18 protein-coding genes are annotated in these 22,396 nt (G+C 73.6%); 7 read left to right on the forward strand and 11 right to left on the reverse strand.

Annotated features, from left to right (window positions below; all coding sequences use genetic code 11):
- Window positions 1-280: 280 nt before the first annotated feature.
- From AC51EU_RS03665 to AC51EU_RS03675, 3 genes are all read left to right on the forward strand, one after another.
- Window positions 281-646: an ArsR/SmtB family transcription factor gene (locus AC51EU_RS03665; RefSeq protein ID WP_496265157.1), complete on the forward strand. Its 366-nt coding sequence runs from the start codon at window positions 281-283 to the stop codon at window positions 644-646.
- Between the two features lie 234 nt (window positions 647-880).
- Window positions 881-1,048 carry a DUF6126 family protein gene (locus AC51EU_RS03670; RefSeq protein WP_496265158.1) on the forward strand — a complete coding sequence of 56 codons (168 nt, stop codon included), beginning with the start codon at window positions 881-883 and terminating at the stop codon, window positions 1,046-1,048.
- A gap of 101 nt (window positions 1,049-1,149) precedes the next feature.
- Window positions 1,150-1,578 (forward strand): VOC family protein, encoded by a 429-nt coding sequence (locus tag AC51EU_RS03675; protein WP_496265159.1) that lies wholly within the window; start codon window positions 1,150-1,152, stop codon window positions 1,576-1,578.
- Between the two features lie 105 nt (window positions 1,579-1,683).
- Here the strand turns inward: AC51EU_RS03675 and AC51EU_RS03680 are convergent, their stop codons facing one another.
- From AC51EU_RS03680 to AC51EU_RS03695, 4 genes are all read right to left on the reverse strand, one after another.
- Window positions 1,684-2,916: a DUF418 domain-containing protein gene (locus tag AC51EU_RS03680; RefSeq protein ID WP_496265160.1), complete on the reverse strand. Its 1,233-nt coding sequence runs from the start codon at window positions 2,914-2,916 to the stop codon at window positions 1,684-1,686.
- Between the two features lie 140 nt (window positions 2,917-3,056).
- On the reverse strand, window positions 3,057-4,307 hold the full coding sequence (locus AC51EU_RS03685; RefSeq protein ID WP_496265161.1) for an aspartate kinase: 1,251 nt from the start codon (window positions 4,305-4,307) through the stop codon (window positions 3,057-3,059).
- An 80-nt stretch (window positions 4,308-4,387) separates the two neighbouring features.
- Entirely contained in the window at window positions 4,388-5,770 is a 1,383-nt protein-coding gene (locus AC51EU_RS03690; protein ID WP_496265162.1) for a diaminobutyrate--2-oxoglutarate transaminase family protein, read from the reverse strand.
- 65 nt (window positions 5,771-5,835) lie between these two features.
- Window positions 5,836-9,885: a Pls/PosA family non-ribosomal peptide synthetase gene (locus AC51EU_RS03695; RefSeq protein WP_496265163.1), complete on the reverse strand. Its 4,050-nt coding sequence runs from the start codon at window positions 9,883-9,885 to the stop codon at window positions 5,836-5,838.
- 1,345 nt (window positions 9,886-11,230) lie between these two features.
- On the opposite strand from AC51EU_RS03695, the gene AC51EU_RS03700 reads away from it, so the two are divergent.
- Complete coding sequence (locus AC51EU_RS03700) at window positions 11,231-12,604, forward strand: M1 family metallopeptidase (protein WP_496265164.1); 1,374 nt, start codon at window positions 11,231-11,233, stop codon at window positions 12,602-12,604.
- Here AC51EU_RS03700 and AC51EU_RS03705 read toward each other — a convergent pair.
- Complete coding sequence (locus tag AC51EU_RS03705; protein WP_496265165.1) at window positions 12,559-13,701, reverse strand: PP2C family protein-serine/threonine phosphatase; 1,143 nt, start codon at window positions 13,699-13,701, stop codon at window positions 12,559-12,561. The genes AC51EU_RS03700 and AC51EU_RS03705 overlap by 46 nt on opposite strands.
- Window positions 13,702-13,865: 164 nt before the next feature.
- On the opposite strand from AC51EU_RS03705, the gene AC51EU_RS03710 reads away from it, so the two are divergent.
- Entirely contained in the window at window positions 13,866-14,285 is a 420-nt protein-coding gene (locus tag AC51EU_RS03710; RefSeq protein ID WP_496265166.1) for a GNAT family N-acetyltransferase, read from the forward strand.
- An 80-nt stretch (window positions 14,286-14,365) separates the two neighbouring features.
- Window positions 14,366-15,106, forward strand: a complete 741-nt coding sequence (locus AC51EU_RS03715) for a Type 1 glutamine amidotransferase-like domain-containing protein (protein WP_496265167.1) — start codon at window positions 14,366-14,368, stop codon at window positions 15,104-15,106.
- A 17-nt stretch (window positions 15,107-15,123) separates the two neighbouring features.
- On the opposite strand, the gene AC51EU_RS03720 is transcribed toward AC51EU_RS03715, so the two are convergent.
- Entirely contained in the window at window positions 15,124-15,312 is a 189-nt protein-coding gene (locus AC51EU_RS03720) for a hypothetical protein (protein WP_496265175.1), read from the reverse strand.
- Between the two features lie 47 nt (window positions 15,313-15,359).
- Window positions 15,360-15,608, reverse strand: coding sequence for a hypothetical protein (locus AC51EU_RS03725; protein WP_496265168.1), 249 nt, complete (start codon window positions 15,606-15,608; stop codon window positions 15,360-15,362).
- Window positions 15,609-15,981: 373 nt separating this feature from the next.
- Between AC51EU_RS03725 and AC51EU_RS03730 the strand changes: the two genes are divergently transcribed.
- Window positions 15,982-18,450 (forward strand): ATP-dependent Clp protease ATP-binding subunit, encoded by a 2,469-nt coding sequence (locus tag AC51EU_RS03730; protein WP_496265169.1) that lies wholly within the window; start codon window positions 15,982-15,984, stop codon window positions 18,448-18,450.
- 10 nt (window positions 18,451-18,460) lie between these two features.
- Here AC51EU_RS03730 and AC51EU_RS03735 read toward each other — a convergent pair whose 3' ends face one another.
- From AC51EU_RS03735 to AC51EU_RS03750, 4 genes are all read right to left on the reverse strand, one after another.
- The gene (locus AC51EU_RS03735; RefSeq protein WP_496265170.1) at window positions 18,461-19,471 is read right to left on the reverse strand and encodes an acetamidase/formamidase family protein; all 1,011 of its coding nucleotides are present in this window, start codon (window positions 19,469-19,471) and stop codon (window positions 18,461-18,463) included.
- Window positions 19,472-19,613: 142 nt separating this feature from the next.
- Window positions 19,614-20,462, reverse strand: coding sequence for a heme ABC transporter ATP-binding protein (locus AC51EU_RS03740; protein WP_496265171.1), 849 nt, complete (start codon window positions 20,460-20,462; stop codon window positions 19,614-19,616).
- On the reverse strand, window positions 20,459-21,529 hold the full coding sequence (locus AC51EU_RS03745; RefSeq protein ID WP_496265172.1) for a FecCD family ABC transporter permease: 1,071 nt from the start codon (window positions 21,527-21,529) through the stop codon (window positions 20,459-20,461). Before AC51EU_RS03745 ends, AC51EU_RS03740 begins: the two co-directional genes overlap by 4 nt.
- A gap of 1 nt (window position 21,530) precedes the next feature.
- Window positions 21,531-22,396: heme/hemin ABC transporter substrate-binding protein (locus AC51EU_RS03750; RefSeq protein ID WP_496265173.1), on the reverse strand; the 866-nt coding region annotated here is incomplete at its 5' end.

Here is a 22,396-nt window from a genome sequence, read left to right on the forward strand (position 1 = left end):
CGGGAGGAGAAGCTGTACGGGACTGACCTGTGGTGGCGACGTGCGTCGGCCGAGGCGCAGGATCACCCGCACACAAAACCAGCGACCCGGTTTGTTTCCGGTGTCGGAAGGGGCCCCGAGGCCAGGTCACCTGCCTCCGCGCGCGTCCGCCGCCCCCCTCGTGTGGCCTAGAATTGAAGAATTCATCAATTCATCAGTTGGCCCAGCGAGTACATCGGCCGGAGCGACCGAGCGGTCACCGACGGCCGCCGGACGCCGCGCCGCGGAGCGAAGGACGGCAGTGAAGCAGACGCAGATCCCGCTGTACCAGGTGAAGGCGGAACTGTTCCGGATGCTGGGACACCCGGTCCGCATCCGGGTACTGGAGTTGCTCCAGGGCGGGCCGATGCCGGTCCGGGACCTGCTCACGGCGATCGAGGTCGAGGCGTCCAGCCTCTCCCAGCAGCTGGCGGTGCTGCGCCGCTTCGGCATCGTCAGCGCCACCCGCGAGGGATCGACGGTGATCTACGAGCTGGCGGGCGGGGACGTCGCCGAACTGCTCGCGTCCGCCCGGCGGATACTGACCGAGCTGCTGTCCGGGCAGAACGAGCTGCTGGCCGAACTCCGGGAGAGCGGCCAGGAGCCGGAGCGGAAGGGGCGGGCGTGACCGGTCCGGGACGGTTCCTGCCCCGGCGGCGCCGCCGCGCCGCGACCGCGGCCGACGGCCGGGGCAAGACCGTACGGGTCGGCTTCGTCCTCCCGCGGGCCGGCGCCCGATGAGACGTACGGCACGGAGCGGCGCCCGCCCTCCGCGGAGAACACCGGCACGGTGGTCCGCGCCGTACCCCGCGGCCAACCGTGAGACCGGGGCGACGGGCCCCGGAAGAGAACGAGGACGGTCATGAGCAAGGACACATCACCCGGCGGCCCCGACGGTGCCCGCGCCGACGACGAGGGCTGGAAGGAACGCGGCGCCTCCGTGCGGGTGTTCATCTACATCGCCGGCAGCCATCTGCTGCTCGCCTTCCTCGCCCTGCTGTTCTACCTGGGCACCCACGCGAACAAGTAGCGGCACTTGGTGCCCAAGGCGGCCCGAAGCGACGGGTGGTGGGCGGATCCGCCCCGGGAAAAGAGCGGCGGGGTCCCCTTGGTGCGCGGTACGGTGCGCCGATGCCAGAGATCAGGAAGTTCCAGGTCACCTTTGACTGCGCAGAACCTGAGCGCCTCGCCCGTTTCTGGTGCGACGTGCTGGGGTACGTCGTTCCTCCGCCGCCGGAGGGGTTCGCCACGTGGGACGACTTCCGGCAGACGCAGCCGCCGGAGGAGCGGGACGCGTGGTTCGCCTGTAGTGATCCCTCGGGTGCGGGCCCGCGGCTGTACTTCCAGCGCGTACCCGAGGGGAAGAGTGCCAAGAACCGGGTGCACCTCGATGTGCGGGTCGGCACCGGACTCGTGGGGGAGGAGCGCCTGGCCGCGCTGGAAGCCGAGTGCGCGCGGCTGATCCGGCTCGGCGCGGTACACGTGCGGACGCTGTACGACGGCACCGACTCGTGCGTCCCGATGCTGGACATCGAGGGCAACGAGTTCTGCGTCGACTGAACAACCTTTGGGCTGGGGAGGCGGGAGCCGCCTCCCGTCGGCCTTGGGGCGGCACTCACGCGAGACACGTGGCGGCGCGCGAACCGGCTACGGCCCGCCGCCCCGCTACCGCACGTACCGGGCGATCCCTGTGGCGCGGTGCACCAGATGTTCGAGGGGTCCTCGCCGGAAGTGCCGGGACCACACGACGGCCAGCAGGACCAGCCCGCCGCAGAAGCCTGCCAGCACCGCGGGCGGCGAGCCCGGAACCTCCTCGATGTGCAGCGCCCAGATGCCGACGATGTTCGCCACGTACGCGGTCAGCGGCATCCCGCCCACCGCGAGGACCGGCGCCGCGAGCCACCGTGCCCGGTGGAGCGTGTCCGCGGCCGTGACGCAGGCGGTCAGCACGAGGACGGCGATGCCGGTGCTGCCGAGGATCGCGAACGTGGTCTCGCTGTGCGGTGCGGCCACCAGCAGCCAGGCCGGGTGGGCGTGCACGGGATCGCCGACGGCGTCGGACCACCAGGCCGCCAGGGCCGGGCCGGAACCGTCCCCGGTCGCGTCCACGGTGGCGGCCGCACCGGGGACGGCGCGCAGCGCCAGCCAGGACCCGCCGTGCCCCGCGACGGCCAGGACCACGCCCGCGAGGGCCAGCCGCCACCGTACGGCGGCCGACGACAGATCGAGGCGCGCCACCGCCATACCGGCGATCACGAAGGGCATCCAGGTCGGCGCCGGATAGGCGCCGGTGAGGAACAGTCCGGTGAACCCGTCCGTGCCGCTGATCCGGGCCAGCGGATCGGCGGCCGTCAGCGCCTGTGTCCAGCCGGCGCTGTCGAGCGCGGTCCGCGCCGCGAACAGCGCCTGCGGCAGCACCAGCGCACCGGCCGCCGCGATCAGCGCGAGCGTCCCGGCACGCAACCGCCGCAGCGGCAGGGCGAGGACGAAGTACAGGCCGTACGAGGCGAGGATGACGTCGACCGGGGTCCGGGCCATGGTCAGCGCGGTGCCCAGCGCCAGCAGGACGGCGGAGCGGACCAGGACCCGCGCCACGGCCTGCCGGCCCGCGCGTCCGGTTCTCGGCAGCGGACGGCCGGTGAGCAGGACGAGGGAGAAGCCCGCCAGGAGGGCGAAGAGGGCGGACGACCGGCCGTGCGACAGCTCCAGGAGGAAGCCTCCGGGGCCGCCGGCCGACGGGTCGGGGCCGACGTGCGCCGCGTACATCCCGAAGATCGCGACACCGCGCGCGAGATCCACGCCGACGAGCCGGCCCGTCTCCGCCACCGGACGCGCGGGCCGGACCGCCGCCCGCGGCTGGGCGGCGGTCCCGGACGGGTGGGTGTGCTGCTGGTTCATGCCCCCAGTGTCGGCAGGGCGGTGCGTCAACCTCTCCCGCTTCAGGGGGATTTGGGGAGTCGTTGGGACGGTCTGCGCTCCGCCGTCACCGTACGGCAGGACGCCGGGCCCGCACCGTACGGCACGGACCCGGCGCGCCCTCACGCCCGGACGAGCGCCTCCCGGGGAGGGGCCAGCGCGAACGTCTCGTGCAGTATCCCCACCGCCTCGTCGAGGCGTGCCGCCCGGCACAGCGCCGAGACACGCAGCTCCGAGACCGTCAGGGTGTCGACGCCGATCCCCGCCGCCGCCAGCGCCTCGCAGAACGCGGCCGTCAGACCGGGCACCGTACGGATGCCCGTACCGATCAGCGACACCCTGCCGACGCCCTCCTCGTACACCAGGCCGGTGAAGCCGAGTTCCGCGCGCTGTTCCTCCAGGGCGGCCACCGCGGCGCGCCCGCCGTCCGCGGACAGCACCAGCGTCAGATCCCCGCCGTCGCCCCCGGCCGGGCAGTGCCGCACGGCGAGATCGACGTCCCCCTGCGCCTCGGCGGCGATCCGCAGGACACGGGCCGCGGGCCCCGCCCGGCCCGGCAGCCCGGTCACTGTGAGCCGGGCCCCGGAACCGTCGTGCGCGACCCCCGTGAGCGCGGCCTGTTCGGCGGACGGGGCCTTCGCCGCGCCCGTCACCATGGTCCCCGAACCGTCGTGGAACGAGGACCGCACATGCACCGGCACCCCGTGACGGCGGGCGTACTCCACACTGCGCAGGGCCAGCACCTTCGTGCCGGCGGCCGCCATCTCCTGCATCACGTCGTACGAGATGGTGTCCAGCTTCCTGGCGGTGGGCACGATCCGCGGGTCCGCCGTGTAGACGCCGTCCACATCGGTGTAGATCTCGCAGACGTCCGCCTTGAGGGCGGCGGCCACGGCGACCGCGGTGGTGTCGGAGCCGCCGCGCCCCAGCGTGGTGACCTCCTCGGTCCCGGGGCTGATGCCCTGGAAGCCCGCCACCACCGGTGTCCGCCCGCGGTCCAGCAGCTGCCGCACCCGGTCCGGTACGACATCGGTGATCCGCGCCCTGCCGTGCGCGGCCGTCGTCCGTATCCCGGCCTGACGGCCCGACAGCGAGCAGGCGGGGACGCCGAGCGTGTGCAGGGCCATGGCCACCAGGGCGTTGGAGATGCGCTCACCGGCGGTGAGCAGCATGTCCAGTTCGCGCGGCGGGGGCAGCGGTGCCGCGCGCCGCGCCAGGTCCAGCAGGGTGTCGGTGGTGTCGCCCATCGCGGACACCACCACGACCACATCGTGCCCCGCCCGGCGGGTGGCGGCGATGTGCTCGGCGACGCGGGTGACGCGCGCGATGTCGCGCACCGAGGAGCCGCCGTACTTCTGGACGATGAGAGCCATCTGATCAGACCTCTCCGGGAGGTTGTCCGGCACGTGCGGAATGCGGGGGCCGCGGGCGCGGCCGGGCGGCGGCCGTCACCTCAGCCGTCCGCGGCCTGCGCCCGGCAGCAGTGGGTGACGGCCTCCCGCAGGATCGCGCAGGCGGTGGCGACGACATCCTCGGTGACGTTGAGGGGCGGCAGCATCCGCACCACGCAGTCGTCGCGGCCGCCCAGCTCCACGATCAGCCCGCCGCGCAGCGCGCGGGCCTGCACCGCCGCCGCCAGCGACCCGGCGGGCGTCCCGTCGCCGGGGTCCGCCAGCTCGACGCCCCACATCAGGCCCCGGCCGCGCACCTCCCGCACCCACGGCAGATCGGTGAGGCCGGACAGCAGCCGGCCGATCTGCTCACCGCGGGCCCGGACGTTTCCCAGCACATCGTCGCGGCGGACGATGCGGATCGCCTCCACGCCCGCCGCGAAGGCCAGTTGGTTGCCGCGGAAGGTGCCCGAGTGCGCGCCCGGCTCCCAGGTGTCCAGCCGCCGGTCGTAGAGGATCAGCGCGACGGGGGCGCCGATGCCGCTGAGCGCCTTGGACGCGACGACGACGTCCGGTTCGATGCCGTACTGCTCGAAGGCGAACCAGGTGCCGGTGCGGCCGCAGCCGGTCTGCACCTCGTCGACGACCAGGGGGATGCCGAGGGATCGGGTCAGCTCGCGCACCCGCCGGACGAAGTCCGGGTGCGCGGGCACGATCCCGCCCTCGCCCTGCACCAGTTCCAGCACCACGGCGGCGGGCGGGGCGATCCCGCCGTTGGCGTCGTTCAGCGAACGCTCCAGGAACGTGGCGCAGTTGGTGGCGCAGCCGTCCGGCGTCAGGCCGACCGGGCAGCGGGTGCAGTAGGAGTACGGGAAGAAGTGCACACCGGGCATGCCGTTGGCGACGGGCCGCTTCTGCGACACCAGGCCGGTCAGCGCCATCGCCGCGTGGGTGCTGCCGTGGAAGCCGCCCTGGAACGCGACGATGTCGCCGCGCCCGGTCGCGGTCTTGCAGAGCTTGACGGCGGCCTCGACCGCGTTGGCCCCGGTGGGCCCGCAGAAGTGCACCTTCATGCGGTCGCGCATACCGGGCGGCAGCATCGACAGCTGCGCCTGGGTGAACGCGTCCTTCACCGGGGTGGGGAAGTCCAGGCCGTGGGTGAGTCTGCCGAGCTGCCCGACCACGGCCCGTACCAGTTCGGGATGGTTGTGCCCCAGGGAGAGGACCCCGGCGCCGGTGAGGAAGTCGATGAAGACATTGCCGTCGACATCGGTGACGAAGCTGCCCGAGCCCTCGGCCAGCGCGAGCGGCAGACGCCGCGGATAGGCGCGGGCGTTCGACTCCGACGTCTGCTGGCGGGCGAGGTACGCGGCCGAGCGTGGGCCGGGAAGTTCGCCGAGGACGCGTGGACCGGACAGGACGCCCGGACGGTCAAGGGGTGACATGAGACGGTCTCCGAGGGGTGTGGAGGAACACGGTGGGGGACAGGGGAGGGGCCGCCGGGCGCCGTTCAGCGGGGCCGGGCCGGGATGCCGCGCCAGCGGCTGCGGGCGGGCAGCCGCTCGCCCTTCATGACCAGGGACATCGCGTCCAGCGACGCGCCCGCGCCGACCTCGGCGTCGTAGAGGACGACCGACCGGATGCCGACCGAGGCGCCCTCCGCCACCGTGACGTGGGACATCTTCATCACCCGGTCCTCGAACAGATGGGTCTGGAGCGAGGTGACCTCGCCCACCGCCGCGTCGTCGCCCACCCGCACCAGGTCGAACTCGGTGAGGTACGTGGTCGACAGCCACACCCGGCGGCCGATGCGCGCGCCGAACCACCGCATGACCACGGCCATCATCGGCGTACCGGTGAGGAAGTTGAGCAGCGACGGGACGACGAGGTTCTCGAACAGGCCCGTGATCAGTTCCGTACGGCGCACCCAGACGCTCCACAGTGCCTCCGTCCGCGGCCGGTAGCGGCCGATCACCAGCCACTTCAGGGCCACGACCAGCACCGTGGACGCCACCGCGGAACCGAGCACCAGCGCGGGGCCCAGCAGGAGCAGCGCCCACGGCGGCAGGCTCCCGGCCAGCTCCGCCCCGGCGCCGAGGGCCGCCAGCGCCGTCAGACCGCCGAGGGTGGCGGGCAGGGTCACCCGGAAGAACTCGATGGCCAGCCGCGCCGCGATCAGACCGGGACTCGGGTCGTAGGTGAGCCTGGCGGGGAACGCCTGGCTCTCCTCCCGCCGGGGCAGGAAGATCGCCGGTGATCCCAGCCAGGTCGTCTCGGGGGCGACCGGCCGGGCCGGCGCCACCGAGTGCACACCCAGCAGGGCGTCGTCGCCGACCCGGCAGGAACCCGGCACCAGGGCCCCGTTGCCGACGAAGCTGCGCCGCCCGACCTCGCCGGGGGTCACCGCCACCCGGCCCCGGTGGAAGACCGCGGGCGCCACCACCGACACATCGGCCACGAAGCTGCGCTCCCCGATGACCAGCATGTCCGGGTCGACGAAGCTGACGGTCGCCACCTCCGACCAGCGGCCGGTCCGCGCGCCCAGCGCCCGCAGGAACGGGACGAGGTAGAGCGTCGAGTACAGCGCATGGGTCACCGTCAGACTCAGCGTCATCATGCCGTCGGCGATCCACTTGCGTACCCCGAAACCACTGCGCTCCCGGTGGATGCCCGCCCGCGCCCTCGGCATCACCAGCCGCTTGACGACGAGCACGAACAGACAGGTGGTCAGCGCGACCAGCGGCCCGGCCAGGGCCAGGGAGGCGAGGCCCCAGCCGATGCCCTCCCGGGCGGTGACGACACCGACGAGCACCGTGCCCGGCACCAGGACCAGCAGCGGCCCCAGCACCCGCAGCAGCGCGCCCCCGGCGAACCCGGCCAGTACCGCGAGCGGCCAGCGCCGCCCGTCGTCGGGCTCCGCCGCCAGCGCCTCCAGCAGCGACGGGAGAGGGGTACGGGCGGCGGGCGACCCGGACCAGTGCTCGCCCGCCGGGACGACCTGGTCCGCGGCCACCAGCGACTGCTCGCCGACCGAGCCGCCGTCGCCGATCACCGCGCCCGGCAGCACCACACTGTTCGTCCCCAGATGGCTTCCGGAGCCGAAACGGACCGGCGCCAGCCGCAGCCAGCCGCCCTCGACCAGCGAGGACTGCACCCGCGCCCCGTAGCCGATGCTCGTGCCGTCACCGATCCGGGTGAACGCCGGGAGCTCCACGGGCGAGGACAGATGGCAGCCGCGGCCGACGCGGGCGCCGAGCAGCCGCAGATAGGGCGGCAGCAGCGGGGAGCCGGCCAGCGCGGCGACGGGGGACAGCGCGAGCACCTTGGTGCACAGCCAGAACCGCAGATAGGTCACGCCCCACAGCGGGTACCAGCCGGGGCGCACGCCGGCCATCAGCAGCCGGCAGCCGGCGACGGGCAGTACGGCGAGGCTGACCAGCAGCCAGCCCGCCTCCAGCGCCAGGAACGCCGGCAGGGGGAGCCTCACCAGGGTGTCCAGCACCGTCCCCGCGGCCGGTGCCCGTACGGGCAGGTCCCAGGTGGCGCACAGCCGGTAGAGGAGGACGACCACCGGCACGCTCAGCGCCAGCAGCCAGATGTAGAGCAGCGCGGACTGGGCCAGTCCGCACAGCCGGACGCGGGCGGACGAGTGCTTCCTGGGCGCCGGAGCGGGGGACTCGCCGGACGGGCGGTTCTCCGCCGCCTCGGTGTCCGCCTCCAGGAAGGCGGCCAGGCCGCGCACCGTCGGGTGGGCGTAGAGGTCGCCCATGCCGACGCCCTGGAGGCCGGGTTCCTGCCGCAGCCGGGAGATCAGCCGGGCCGCGGCCATGGAGTGCCCGGCCAGGTCGCAGAAGAAGTCGTCCTCCACGGAGATGCCGGTGGTTTCCAGGACCTCCTGCCACACCGTCAGCACCCGACGCTCCAGTGGCGTCCGCGGGGCGACGGGTGGCCCGGTACGCCGGCCCAGGGGAGGCGACACCGGGGCGGGCAGCGCGGAGCGGTCCACCTTGTCGGCGGCCAGCAGCGGGAACTCCGGCAGCACCTCGACGAACGACGGGATCATGTAGGAGGGCAGCCGGCGCCGCAGCGCGGTGTGCAGACGCTCGCGCAGCGCGTCCTCGTCGCAGGTGAGGGCGCCGCCGGACGGGGTGACATAGCCGACGAGGTCCTGCGCCACACCGTCCCGCTCCAGGGGCGTGACCACGGCGTTCTCCACGCCGGGGTCCTCGCGCAGCACCTCCTCGATCTCCGCGAGTTCGATGCGGTAGCCGCGGATCTTGACCTGGGTGTCGACCCGCCCCAGGTACTCGATCTCCCCGCCCGGGGTGAGACGGCCCAGGTCACCGGTCCGGTAGAGCCGGGGCACGGCGGCCCGGTCGCGCTCCACCGGGTTGCCGATGAACCGCTCGGCGGTCAGGTCGGGGCGGTTGACGTACCCGATGGCCACCCCGGGGCCGCCGACGCAGATCTCCCCGCTCGTGCCCTCCGGTACCGGCCGCAGCGTCTCGTCCAGGAGATAGACGTGGTACGTCGGCAACGGGCGGCCGATGGTGACGTCCCGGTCCGCCAGCAGCTCGGCGCAGGTCGCGGTGACGGTCGTCTCGGTGGGGCCGTACGCGTTGAGGATGCGGCGGCCCGGCCGCTCCCAGCGGCGCACCAGGTCGGGCGGGCACGCCTCGCCGCTGACCAGCAGGGTGCGCAGCCGCGGCAGTTCCGCCTCAAGGGTGGTGAGCAGGGTCGGGACGCAGCAGAGCACCGTGATGCCGTGCGTGTCGAGGAACTCGGTGAGCCCCTGGCCCACCCGCCGGTCGTCCGCGGGGCCCGCCACCAGCGTGGCCCCCGCGACCCAGGCCGGCCATATCTCCTCCAGGGAGAAGTCGAAGGCCAGCGACAGCCCCTGGTGGACGCGGTCGTGCTCGGTCACGCCGTAGAGCGGGGTGACGACGTCCAGGAAGTTGACGATGCTCGTGTGGGCGACCGCCACGCCCTTGGGACGGCCGGTGGTGCCCGAGGTGTAGATGACGTAGCACGGTGACGACGGGTCGGTGGTGACGACGGGCCGTACGGCCGGGCGGGCGGCGAGGTCGTCCGCCAACCGGTCGAGTTCGAGGACCTGGCAGGGCGCCTCCCGGGTGCGGTCGCGCAGCGCCGACGAGGTGAGCAGCGCGGTCAGTTCCGCGTCCCGCGCGATGTACGCGGTCCGGTCGGACGGGAACGACGGGTCCAGCGGGACGTACGCCGCACCGGACTTGAGCACACCGAGCAGTGCCGCATACGCGTCGGCGGACCGCTCCAGGAGTATGCCGATCATGCGGCCCGGCCCGGCGCCGCGCTCCCGCAGCAGATGGGCGAGACGGTTGGCCCGGCGGTCGAGATCGGCGTAGCTCAGTGCCTCGTTCTCGCAGATGACGGCGGTACCGTCCGGTTTCCGGTCACAGGTTCTTTCGAAGAATTCCGGCAGGAGGCGAACATATGACGTCGCGTTCGCATCCGAGGGGTACGGGGGACGGGGAAGTGCTTCCGCGATCGGTGACCGGGAAGCGGGTGCCACTTCTGTCATGTACCTCTCCCTCTTCCGAAGGATGTGCAACAACCTTGTTCATCTCCGGGTGCGTCACACCTGGTGTGCGGTGCTCCGTCCGGCGGATACGGACCCGTTCACGCCCTCTTGCCCACGGCCGTGACGCGGAGGGAATTCCGGTGTGTCCGGCGGTCGTGGACGACGTTCCAGGTCACGGCGTGAAGCTGGGGAAACCTTCTTGAAGAAATACCCCGGACGCCCCGCCGCCGACCGGATGCCGGGGCGCGGAGGCGGGACGCGGTCGGACGGGGAACGGCGCCGCGGGAATACGGTGCGGACCGATTCCCGTCCGTTCCGCGAGCGGTCGTCAGATGCTGCGCGGATATCGGGGACGGGGAACTCGGGCGGCCACGGGGACGGGCCCCGGGGCCCACCGCGCCCCGCTTCCGCGCGACGGGGCACGGCGCCTCTGCCGACAGGCCGACGGCATCGGCACCATGGCTGCCCACCGGGCGCCGCAAGCCTCGCCACCTGCCCTTTCATTCGCCGAAGGTTCCCGGCCGGCTGCGGGCGGACTCCCGCCGGCCGCCCCCTGCCGCACCGCACCCTTCAGCGGGAACTCCACATCCCGGATCAGCCTCCGTGGGTCCGACACCAAGTCAAAAGGGAAACTAAGTGCCGGGCGCGGGGGCGAACAGGACCATCCGCGCCAAGGCGGCATGGCCGGTTGTGGCAGGAGTGCGCCCCGCGCGAGTCGCGGACCGCGGTGAATGCCATAGGACCGGCGCGGAAGAAAAAGGTATGACGTGAGCGGGGGAAACGGATGCCTGATCGATTGCCGTGCCGTGGCCGCCGCACGGAGAACGTTCTCCGCGCGCACGGTAAATCCCCGGATTCCTTGTCTTTCCGGCCGCCCGGTCCGTTGCCCGGACCAGGACCCCTCCCGGGAGTGTTCCCTTCCGCCGCGAATGCATGATCTCCGCACGGATGCTCGAATCGCGGCAGGGAAAACGGAACTCCGCTTCGGAGGCCGCCGCTCCGGTCGCGTCAAGACGGAAAGCGGACTCCAGGGCGCCACGGCGTTATGGCGAATCCCGCCCCGCATATGCGCAGGGCGCGTAAAGTCTCTCCCCCGCGCGGACCGGCGGTTCGGAAAGCGGGCAAAGGACTTCTCTCGTCATTCCCGTGGAGCCCCGCTTTAAGGTCCGTCCCGTGTGCCGATTTCGGTGAGTTCTTGTCACAGGTCCGGGCGGGCCGGGGCCCGGAACACCGCCGGACCCCACGGCACCGGCCACCACGGACCCGCCCCCGGGAGTACGTTGAGCGGGGGCCGCGCCCCCGCGGACGACCACCCCGCAGCCGCCCCACCGGAAGGGGACCGCAGGTGAGCGCAGCACGGACGAAGGGGCCCGGGGCGCCGCCCGCGCACCGTCCCCCCGGCACCGGCCGGCGCACCTTCCCGCACCACGGCGACGACGGCCACCTCGTCCGGCACCACCACCTCCGTCTCGACTGGAAGCCCGCCACCGGCCGCCTCCTCGCCCGCGCCACCCTCACCGTCCTCCCCCTCGTCCCCCTGGCCACCCTCCGCCTCGACCTGTCCGGCCTCACCGTCACCCGCGTCGCCCTCGACGGCACACCGGCCGCCTTCCGCCACCGCAAACGGAAACTCCTCGTCACCCCCGCCGCACCCCTGCCCCCGGACGCACCGGTCACCGTGGACATCGACTACCGGGGCACGCCCCGCCCGCTGGGCATCCCGGACCTCGACGACTCCGCCGGCTGGTACCCGATGCGGGACGGCAGCCGGGTCATGAGCGAACCACTGGGCGCGCCCTCCTGGTTCCCCTGCAACAACCGGCCGGACGCCAAGGGCACCTACCGCTTCGAGATCACCGTCCCCGACGGCTACCAGGTGTGCGCCAACGGCCGGCTCGTCCGGCGGGCCGCCGTCCGCAGGGGACGCGTCCAGTGGGTCTACGCGCACGAGGAACCCATGTCCCCCTACCTCGCGACCGTCGTCATCGGCCGCTTCGTCTTCCAGGAGCAGACCGGCGGCCCGGACGGCGTCCTGGTCCGCAACGCCTTCCCCCAACGGCTCGCCGACCGCGCCGCGTACGACTTCGGGCGGCAGCCGCAGATGCTCGGCGTCCTCACCGGCCTCTTCGGACCCTTCCCGTTCGATGTGTACGGCGCCGTCGTCGTCGACGCCCCGGTGGGGGACCCGCTGGAGTCGCAGACGTTCTCCGTGTTCGGCTCCGACCGGGTCGACGGGCGGCGCGGCCACGAGGACGAGGTCGTCCACGAACTCGCCCACCAGTGGTTCGGCAACAGCGTCGGCCTCACCGACTGGCGCCACATCTGGCTCAAGGAGGGCTTCGCGACCTACGCGGAATGCCTCTGGTCCGAGGCGTCCGGCGGACCCGACGCCCACCGCGTGGTCCACTCCCACCTCGCCACCCTGCGCCGCGCGGGCCAGGACCTCGTCCTCGCCGACCCGCACCCCACCGTCCTCTACGACGACCGCCTCTACAGCAGAGGGGCCGCCACCCTGCACGCCCTGCGCCTCACCGTGGGCGACGAACGGTTCTTCGCCACCGCGCGGGCGTGGTACGCGCGCCACCGGGGCACCAGCGCGGGCACCGAGCAGTTCACCGCCCTGGCCGAACAGGTGGCGGACACCGACCTCGGCGGCTTCTTCCGCGACTGGCTCTACCGCGGCCCGCTGCCCGCCCTCCCGCCGGCCTCCCGCGGCTGACCGGGAGGCAGTCGCAGGATCGCGACGGCCGCCACATCGTCCGCCAGGCGATTGCGGGTGTGCGCCCGCAGGTCCTGGTGCAGACGGTGCAGCAGTTCCTCGGGGCCGTCCTCCGCCCAGGCCGCCACCCGTTCGGCGAGCGGATAGAACACCCCGTCCCGGTCGCGGGCCTCGCTCACCCCGTCGGTGTAGAGAAGCAGCAGATCACCGGGGAGGAACGGCAGCGTCGCCGCCCCGTAGCCGGGGTCGCCGGGGAAGCCGCCCAGGCCGATCGGCAGGCACACCGGCCCGTCCGCCAGCGGCGTCGCCGTTCCCGCGCGCAGCAACAGGGGCGGCGGATGCCCGCAGTTGACGAGGTGCAGCACCTGCGCGTCGTCGGGCAGGTCCAGCAGGGTGACCGTGGCGAACGACTCGTCGGCGTCGTCCTGGCTCCCGTCGGTCCACTGCCGGTTGTCCCACCGCATCGCGCCGTCGAGATGGATCGCGAGCCGGGCGAGGGTGGCCTGGCGGTGCGCCGCGGCACGGAACGCGCCGAGCAGCAGCGCCGCATGACTGTACGCCGGCAGGCCCTTGCCGCGGACGTCACCGATGAGCAGCCGGGTGCTGGTGGCGGTGCGGGCGGCGGCGAAGAGGTCGCCGCCCATCTCGGCCTCGTCCTCGGCGGGGAGATAGAGGGAGGCGATGCGCAGGGGGCCGCTGCGGCGGGGGAGGGGACGCAGCAGCACCCGCTGCGCGGCGGTGGCGATCGAGCGGGTCTGCTCCAGCCGCCGCTCGCCCCGGTCACGCACCAGGCAGACCGCGACACCGACGGCGGACACCAGGAGCAGGGCGATGATCTGGGCCTCGACGTTCGGCGTGATCTGTGCGTGCCGGGCGATCCCCACGAGCGCCTGCGCGCCGACGGCGAGCACACCGATCACGGCGGTGAGCCGGGCGCGGGCGAACGCCGCGGTGAGGGTGGGCGCCGCCACGAGCAGCGGCCCCAGATGGATGTCCGGCGGGATCAGCAGTTCGACCACGACGACCGCGACGATGAGCGCGAGGGGCAGCACCACGAGGACGTGGCCGGACTCCCACGGACCGCGCGGTTCCCTCACCCGGCGAAAGGTCATGCGCCATGCTCGCACCACCGTCCCCGGCATCCCCGGCACGTCGCGCCGCCGACGCGCCGGGCGCGCCGGGACGGTCCCCGGTCCGCGCGGGCGTCGGTGCCGTCCTCGGCCATCACCTGGCCGCGCGGCCGCCTGCTAGGTTGTCAGGTGTGAACAATGCTTTCGGTCATGACGAGATACGCCCCGGGGTCCCGTCCGCCGACACCTACCGCGCGCTGCGGACCGCCTGCGGGCTCAGCCCCAAGTCCGCCGCCGCGGCCGAGGCCGCCCTGCCGAACACCTGGTACGGAGTGACGGTCCGGCACGGGGACGACACCATCGGCATGGGCAGGATCGTGGGCGACGGCGGCTGCCACTTCCAGATCGTCGACATCTGCGTCCTGCCCGACCATCAGGGACGGGGACTGGGCCGCCGCATCATGGCGGCACTCACCACGGAACTGGAGGACCGGGCGCCGTCCGGCGCCTATGTCTCCCTGATCGCCGACGGCGACGCCCGCCACCTCTACGCCAAGTTCGGCTTCACCGAGACCGCCCCGGCCTCCGTCGGCATGGCCCGCTTCTTCTGAAAACCGGCCCGGAGCGCAAGGCGTTCGACGGGCCGCCCCGCCGGCGATGACGGGACGGCCCCTAGCTAGGATCGCTCGGCATGACTGCCCCGGTACCCACCATCCTCGCCACCTCCGGCGGCCACCGCGTCGGCGGCCGCACCATGGTCACGTTCGACTCCCTGGTGCACCACGCCGTCGACCTGTCGGGCGTCCACGGCCGGCGACCGCGGGTCCTGTACGTCGGCACGGCCATCGGTGACGCGGAACACTTCACCGCGCGGATGACCGAGGCCGCCCGCGTCGCCGGATTCGACCTGACGCCGCTCCACCTCTTCCCCATGCCCAACCTGGAGGACGTGGAAGGGACCGTCCTCGACCAGGACGTCGTCTGGGTGATGGGCGGATCGGTGGCGAACCTGCTCGCCGTGTGGCGGGTCCACGGTCTGGACACGGTGTTCCGCCGGGCATGGGAGGCCGGAGTCGTCCTCAGCGGCGTCAGCGCGGGATCGATCTGCTGGTTCCGCGGCGGTGCCACGGACTCGTTCGGCCCCGAACTGCGGCCGCTCACCGGTGCGCTCGGCTTCCTCCCCTACGGCAACGGCGTGCACTACGACACCGATCCCGGCCGCCGCCCGCTCGTCCACCGCCTCGTCGCCGACGGCACGCTGCCCGCCACCCACTGCACCGACGACGGCGTGGGTCTGGTCTACCGGGGCACCGAACTGGTCGAGGCCGTCACCGAAGTGCCCGGCAAGGGCGCCTACCTCGTCACACGCGACGGTGGCACGGCCACCGAGGAACGCGTCGAGCCGCGCCCGCTGCCCTCGCCGCGCCGCTGACCGCGCCCCGACGGCGCTCACAAGGAGATCAGCCTCACCACCGTCACCGTCAGGACCGTTCCCGAGACGTAGTAGACGACGACCGCGCCGAGGACGGTGGCCTCGCGGCGGTCCTCCTGGCCGCGGATCGGGGAGGAGTGGTGTCCGTAGGGGTCGCGCCCGAGGGTGCGCTCCATCTCCGCCCGGAACGCGGCGGCGTCCGGCATCTTCGCCAGGCTGTCGTCGGCCGGGGGCGCGTAGGTGACGCGGTAGGTCACGCCGCACCCGTCCGTTCGGCCTCTTCACGATCGAGGCGGTCCATGATCGCGTCGGCGACGGGGTCGGGGACCGCCTCCAGCATCCAGTGCCGCATGACACCGTGGATCTCGTGGACGCCGGCCGCGTCGACGGCCTTGTCGAACTCGGCCCGGCGCTCCTCGGGAAGCGCCGCGCGGATGTCCGGAATCGTGTTGGGCACTTCCACCTCGGTCCCGTCGATCACGGTCTTCAACGGCTCGGCCACGACTCCACTCTCCTCGCTCTGGAACCCCTTCCGCCCCACGCTAGCGGCCCGGTGGACCGGATCGCGCGCCCACGCCCCCACGGGCGGGAACTCCCCGTCCTCACGGCCCCGGCACGCCTCATGACGGCCGGAAACGATCGCCGGAAGTGGCGGAGAAGATCCGGCGGGCGTGACCCGAACGGCCCAACGCCCGGCAGGTCCCGCCGCGCCCCTCACCGCCCGCCGACCCCGACGCCCGCCCCGCCCGTGCCGCCGCGACCGCCGCCCTCCCTGCGGTCGCACGGCGGCACGCCCCCCTCGACACTGGCCGCGTACGGGCAATCGACTGCGGGGCGGCGGCCGGTGGTCCGCCGCCCCACGACAGGGGGTCACGGTGACGACTTCGCCCTTCGGGTCAGGCGACCCCTTCTCCGATCTCTTCAACCGGTTCTTCGGCATGAGCCCGGCGGCCTCCCCGCCCGCCGTGCAGCGCGTGCCCATCGGCCGCCTGCTCAGCGACTCCTCGCACGAACTGCTCGCGGCGGCCGGCGGCCGGGCCGCCGAGGACGGGTGCGACCTCGACACGGTGCACCTGCTGTGGGCCGCCACCCAGGTACCCGCCGCACGGCAGGTGCTGGAACAGGGCGGCACCGACCCGGACGCCCTCGCCGCCGACCTGCGCGGCAGCCTGCCGTCCGGCACCGGCACCGGGGAACCAGCCCTCACCCCGGCCGCGAAGCGCGCCCTGCTCGCCGCCCACGCCCGCTCGCAGGCGGCCGGCGCCTCGTACATCGGCCCGGAGCACATCCTGGCCGCGCTGCTGGACGACACCCGCTCCGGCGCCTCACGCACCCTGCGCTCCGAGGGCGCCGCCCCCGGCGCGTTCGACGGCGCGCGGGAGGGCGCGGCGGGCGCGGGCAGCGACACCCCGACGCTCGACGAGTACGGGCGCGACCTCACCGAGGAGGCCCGCGGCGGACGGCTCGACCCCGTGGTCGGCCGGGCGGAGGAGATCGAGCAGACGGTGGAGGTCCTCTCCCGGCGGACGAAGAACAACCCGGTGCTCATCGGGGACCCGGGCGTCGGCAAGACCGCCATCGTCGAGGGGCTGGCCCAGCGCATCGTCGCCGGTGAGGTGCCCCGCGCCCTGCGGGACCGCCGCGTCGTCGGGCTCGATCTCGCCGGACTGGTCGCCGGCTCCAAGTACCGGGGGGAGTTCGAGGAGCGGCTGAAGAAGGTGATCGACGAGGTCGTGCGGTCCGGGGACGGCGTCATCCTGTTCATCGACGAACTGCACACCGTCGTCGGCGCGGGCGGGGGCGGCGAGGGCGCCATGGACGCGGGCAACATCCTCAAGCCCGCGCTCGCCCGCGGCGACCTCAGCGTCGTCGGCGCGACCACCATCGACGAGTACCGCAGATACATCGAGAAGGACGCCGCGCTCGAACGCCGCTTCCAGCCCGTCATGGTGCCCGAACCCACCGTGGAGGAGACCGTCGAGATCCTGCGCGGCCTCCGTGACGCCTACGAGGCCCACCACCAGGTGCGGTTCACCGACGAAGCACTGGACGCCGCGGCCGCCCTCTCCGACCGCTACCTCAGCGACCGCTTCCTGCCCGACAAGGCCATCGACCTCATGGACCAGGCCGGCGCCCGGGTGGGACTGCGCAGCCTCGGCTCACCGGACGGCACCGCGGGCCTGGAGGACCGCCTCACCAAGCTGCGGCGGGAGAAGGACGAGGCCGTCAGCACCGAGGACTACGAACGCGCGGGCCGGCTCAAGAACGAGATCGGCGCGCTGGAGCAGGAACTGGCCGGCGCCGGGGAGGAACGCGGACAGGCCCCCGCCGTCACGGCCGAGGACATCGCCGACGTCCTCTCCGCCCGCACCGGCATCCCCGTCTCCGAACTCACCGAGACCGAACGCGACCGGCTGATGAAACTGGAGGACGCGCTGCACCGGCGGGTGATCGGCCAGGACGAGGCGGTGACCGCCGTGTCCCAGGCCGTGCGCCGCGGCCGGGCCGGGATGGGCGACCCCGACCGGCCCACCGGCAGCTTCCTCTTCCTCGGCCCCACCGGCGTCGGCAAGACCGAACTGGCCAAGGCGCTCGCCGAACTCCTCTTCGGCGACCCCGACCGGATGGTGCGCTTCGACATGAGCGAGTTCCAGGAGAAGCACACCGTCTCCCGGCTCGTCGGTTCCCCGCCCGGCTACGTCGGCTACGAGGAGGCCGGGCAGCTCACCGAGGCGGTGCGCCGCAAGCCGTACAGCGTGGTGCTGTTCGACGAGGTGGAGAAGGCCCACCCGGACGTCTTCAACCTGCTGCTCCAGGTCCTCGACGACGGACGGCTCACCGATGCCCAGGGACGCACCGTCAACTTCCGCAACACCGTGGTCATCATGACCAGCAACATCGGCTCCCAGCGCATCCTCCGGCACCACGGCGCGGTCGACGAGATCCGCGACGAGCTGATGGCCGATCTGCGGGCCCACTTCCGCCCCGAGTTCCTCAACCGCGTCGACGAGATCATCGTCTTCCACGCCCTGACCCGTACCGACCTGGTGAAGATCGTCGACCTGCTGCTGGAGCACAGCAGACGCCGGCTGCGCGCCCAGCAGATCGGCCTGGAGGTCACCGAGGCCGCCGAGGAATGGCTGGTCAACCGCGGCTACCAGCCGGAGTTCGGGGCCCGGCCGCTGCGCCGCACCCTCCAGACCGAACTCGACAACCGGCTGTCGACCATGCTCCTCGACGGCACCCTCAACCCGGGCGACACCGTCGTCGCCGACGTCCAGGACGGCGCGCTGACACTGGGCCTGGCGGAGAAGAAGGACGACACGGAGGAGACGGCCGCCTGACCGCCCGCCGTCACACCAGCGCGGCCGCCCGCGCCCGCAGCTCCTGGTGCAGCCCGCCGTGCGGCGCGGCCGGCGGCAGCCACTCCTTGCGGAGCTTGGCGACGCAGGTGTAGTTGCTGTCGCAGACATTGGCGAGCGGCGACTCGGCGGCCTGCGTCACGAACTGGTACGCGTCCAGTTCACCGAGCCCGTAGTCCCGGCCGAGCCACCGCACCAGATCGAGCTGGGAGATCCGGAAGGCGTCCTCCAGGGGGCGGGCCGAACCCGTGGAGATGATGTGGGTGTCCGACTCCAGACGCGGCCACGGCGTGGCCACCCCCTTCAGCAGCTCCACGATCACCACGGTGTGCATCGCCGTCTCGACCGCCGCCCCGCAGCTCTCACCCTCGCCCTGCCGCGCGTGCCCGTCCCCGAGGCTGAACAGCGCCCCCTCGACATTGACGCCCAGATAGCAGGTGACCCCGGCCCGCATCTCGGGCGTGTCCATGTTGCCGCCGTGCGTGTCCGGCACCAGCGACGACCGCACTTCGAGGCCGCCGGGCGCCACACCGACCGTGCCGTGCATCGGGTCCATCGGCAGCGTCAGCTCCGTCCCGCCCTCCCGGGTACGGAAGCGGCACAGCCGCCGGGTCCGGTCCAGCTCCCAGATCCACACCGCCTCCGGCAGCGGCGGGTGCAGCGCGGCGGTGGTGTGGGTGGCGCTCAGCGCCCCGAACAGCGGCACCGTCGCCGAGGCCGCCCAGTCCCGGCGCGGTTCGATCGACACGAAGTGCACGGCCAGGGTGTCGCCCGGCTCCGCGCCCTCGACATGGAACGGCCCGGTCTGCGGATTGACGAACGGGAAGTCGCAGACCTTCGACACCAGGTCGTCCGCCGTCCGCACCCGCCCGCCGAAGCAGTCCTCGGTGAACACGTCGAGCACCGTGCCGGGTGCGATACGGGCCACGGGCGCGGCCCCGCCGAACGTCCAGGCGTACTCCGTGTCCGCGGGCCGGACGGTGACGATGCGCGGGTCGGTCATACGGGCTCCTCGGTGACGGGACGGCCGGTCGTGCGCGGGCGGCGCGCCGCGCCTTCCTCCGCACGCCGAGGGTAGGGACGCGGGCGCGGCGGGGGAAGACGCCCGTACGGGTGGACCGTCCGCCCCCGCCGTCCCGTCCGCCTCACCCGTCCGTGTCGTCGTCGTCCCGGACCGGTACGACCAGCGGGCTGCCCGAGCGGGGATGCGCGAGCACCTCGACGGGCTGCCGGTAGAGCCGGGAGAGCAGCCCCGCCCCGAAGACCTCGCCGGGCGCGCCCTGCGCGGCCACCCGCCCCTCGTGCAGTACGGCGGCGCGGTCCGCGTACCCGGCCGCGAGGGTGAGGTCGTGCAGGACGACCACGACGGCGTCACCCTCCCGCGCCCGGCGGCGGCACAGACGCAGCACCATCTCCTGGTGGCGCAGGTCGAGCGCGGCGGTCGGCTCGTCGAGCAGCAGCAGCGCGGTGCGCTGGGCGAGGACGCGGGCGAGCGCCACCCGGGCGCGCTCACCGCCGGAGAGCGCGGAGAACGGACGGCCGGCGAAGCCGGTGACCTCCGTCGCCCGCATCGCCTCGGCGACGGCCCGTTCGTCCTCCGCCTCCCGCTCCGTCCGCGCCCACGGCGCACGCCCCATGCGGACGACCTCCTCCACCGTGAACGGGAAGGAGAGCGTCGCGGACTGCGGCAGCACGGCCCGGCGCAGGGCCAGTTCGGCCGCCGACCACTGTTCGGCCGGCCGCCCGTCGACGCGTACGGTGCCCGCCTGCGGCACCAGGTCGGCGGCGAGGACGGCCAGCAGCGTGGACTTGCCCGCGCCGTTGGGGCCCACCAGGGCCAGCACCTCGCCGGGCCGGGCGGCGAGGCTCACCCCGTCGAGGACGGTGCGGCCGCCCCGTACGACGCGGACGCCGTCGGCCTCGGCACAGGGCCGCCCGGCCTCCGGCGGCCGGGGCATCCGGCGGGCGCGTGCCCGGAAGAGGGGGTTGGTCATGCCCAGCCTCCCTGTCCGCGGCGGGTCCTGCGCAGCAGCCAGAAGAAGAACGGGCTGCCGACGAGCGCGGTGAGGACACCGAGGGGGAGTTCGGCGGGCCGGGCCAGCGTGCGGGCCGCGAGGTCGGCGACGACCAGCACCAGCGCGCCGCCCAGGGCGCTGCCGGGGACGAGGAAGCGGTGCCCCGGACCCGCCGCCATGCGCAGCAGGTGCGGGACGACGAGCCCGACGAAGCCGATGATGCCGGAGACGGCGACCGCGGCGGCCGTCAGCAGCGCGACGACCAGGACCAGGCCGAGGCGCAGCCGTTCGACGTCGACGCCCAGATGACGGGCGGAGCGCTCGCCCAGCGCCAGCAGGTCCAGCTTGCGGGCGGACAGCGGTGCCAGGGCGAGCCCCACGAGGGCGCACGGCAGGACCGCGGCGACCTTGGGCCAGGTGGCCTGGGAGAGGGAGCCGAGCTGCCAGAAGGTGATCTGGGTGAGCTGCGCGTTGTCGGCGGCGAAGACGCACAGGCCGATGAGCGCGCCCGCGAAGGCGTTGACGGCGATGCCGGTGAGGACGAGGGTGACGACCTCGGTACGGCCGCCGGACCGTGCGAGCAGATAGACCGCCGTGACGGTCACCAGCCCGGCCGCGAACGCGCAGACCGTCACCGTCCATGTGCCGAGGAAGGTCAGGCCCAGGCCGATGGCGGCGACCGCGCCGACGGCCGCGCCCGACGAGACGCCGATGACGCCCGGTTCGGCGAGCGGATTGCCGAACACGCCCTGCATCAGGGCGCCGGCGCAGCCGAGCGAGGCGCCGACCAGCAGCGCGAGGACCACGCGCGGCAGCCGTACGTTCCACAGCACGCTCTCGCCGATCCGGTCCAACTCCGCGCCGCCGAGGTGCAGATGGTGCAGCAGCGAGCCGAGGACGTCCGGCAGCGGGATGCCGTACGCGCCGGTCCCGGCGGACAGCAGACAGGCCAGGACCAGGGCGCCGGCCAGGCCCGTGGTGAGCAGCGCCGTCCGGCCCGGGAGCCGGGACGGCGCGGCGGTGCTCGTGGCGGGAAGCGGTGCCATCTCACTGCCCCCCGGCGTGGAGCTGCCGGACGAACGAGCGCAGCACCTGGTCGGTCCGGGGACCGTACGCGAGCAGGACGCCGTCGTCGATCGCCACCACCCTGCGGTCCGCGCCCGCAGGGGTCTGCGCGATGCCGGGCAGCTTCACCAGCCCGTCCGTGCCGCCGACCGATTTCAGCCCGTCGGTCATGACGAGGAACGCGTCGGGCGCGGCCTTGGCCAGGGCCTCGCTGGTGAGCGGCGTGAAGTCCTTCTTCAACCCGGAGGCCGCGCCGGCGTCGACGCCGCCCGCCGCCTCGATGAGCGAGCGCGCGCCGGAGGCGGCGCCGCCGAGGAGGTACACGGACGCCGAGCCGCGCAGGTAGAGGAAGGCGACGCGGGGCTTGCGGCCGCGGGCGGGGACGGTGCCCTCGACGGCCTTCAACCGCCGGTCCGTGCGCGCCTTCAGCGCCGCGCCGGCCTCCGGCACTCCGAGCGCGGCGGCGACCGCGTCGACGCGGCGGTCGATGTCGGCCAGCGAGGCGGCGGGCGGGACGACGACGAGCGGGACGCCCGCGGCCCGTATCTGCTCGACGGCCTCGGACGGCCCGGTGGTGGACTCGGCGAGCACCAGGTCGGGCGCGAGGGAGAGCACACCCTCCGCGGAGACGTCGTGGGCGCGGGTGACCAGGGGGAGTTTTCCGGCCTGGGCGAAGGTGGCGGTGATGTCGCGGGCGACGACCCGGTCCCCGAACCCCAGGGTGAAGACGGTCTCCGAGAGGGAACCGCTGAGCGGCACGATCCGGCGCGCCTTGCGCACCGTCACCTCGCGGCCGTCGGCGGACCGTACGGTCGCCGGCAGCCGGGGCGCGGGGGCGGGGCCGGGGA

This window comes from Candidatus Streptomyces philanthi, assembly GCF_059553635.1.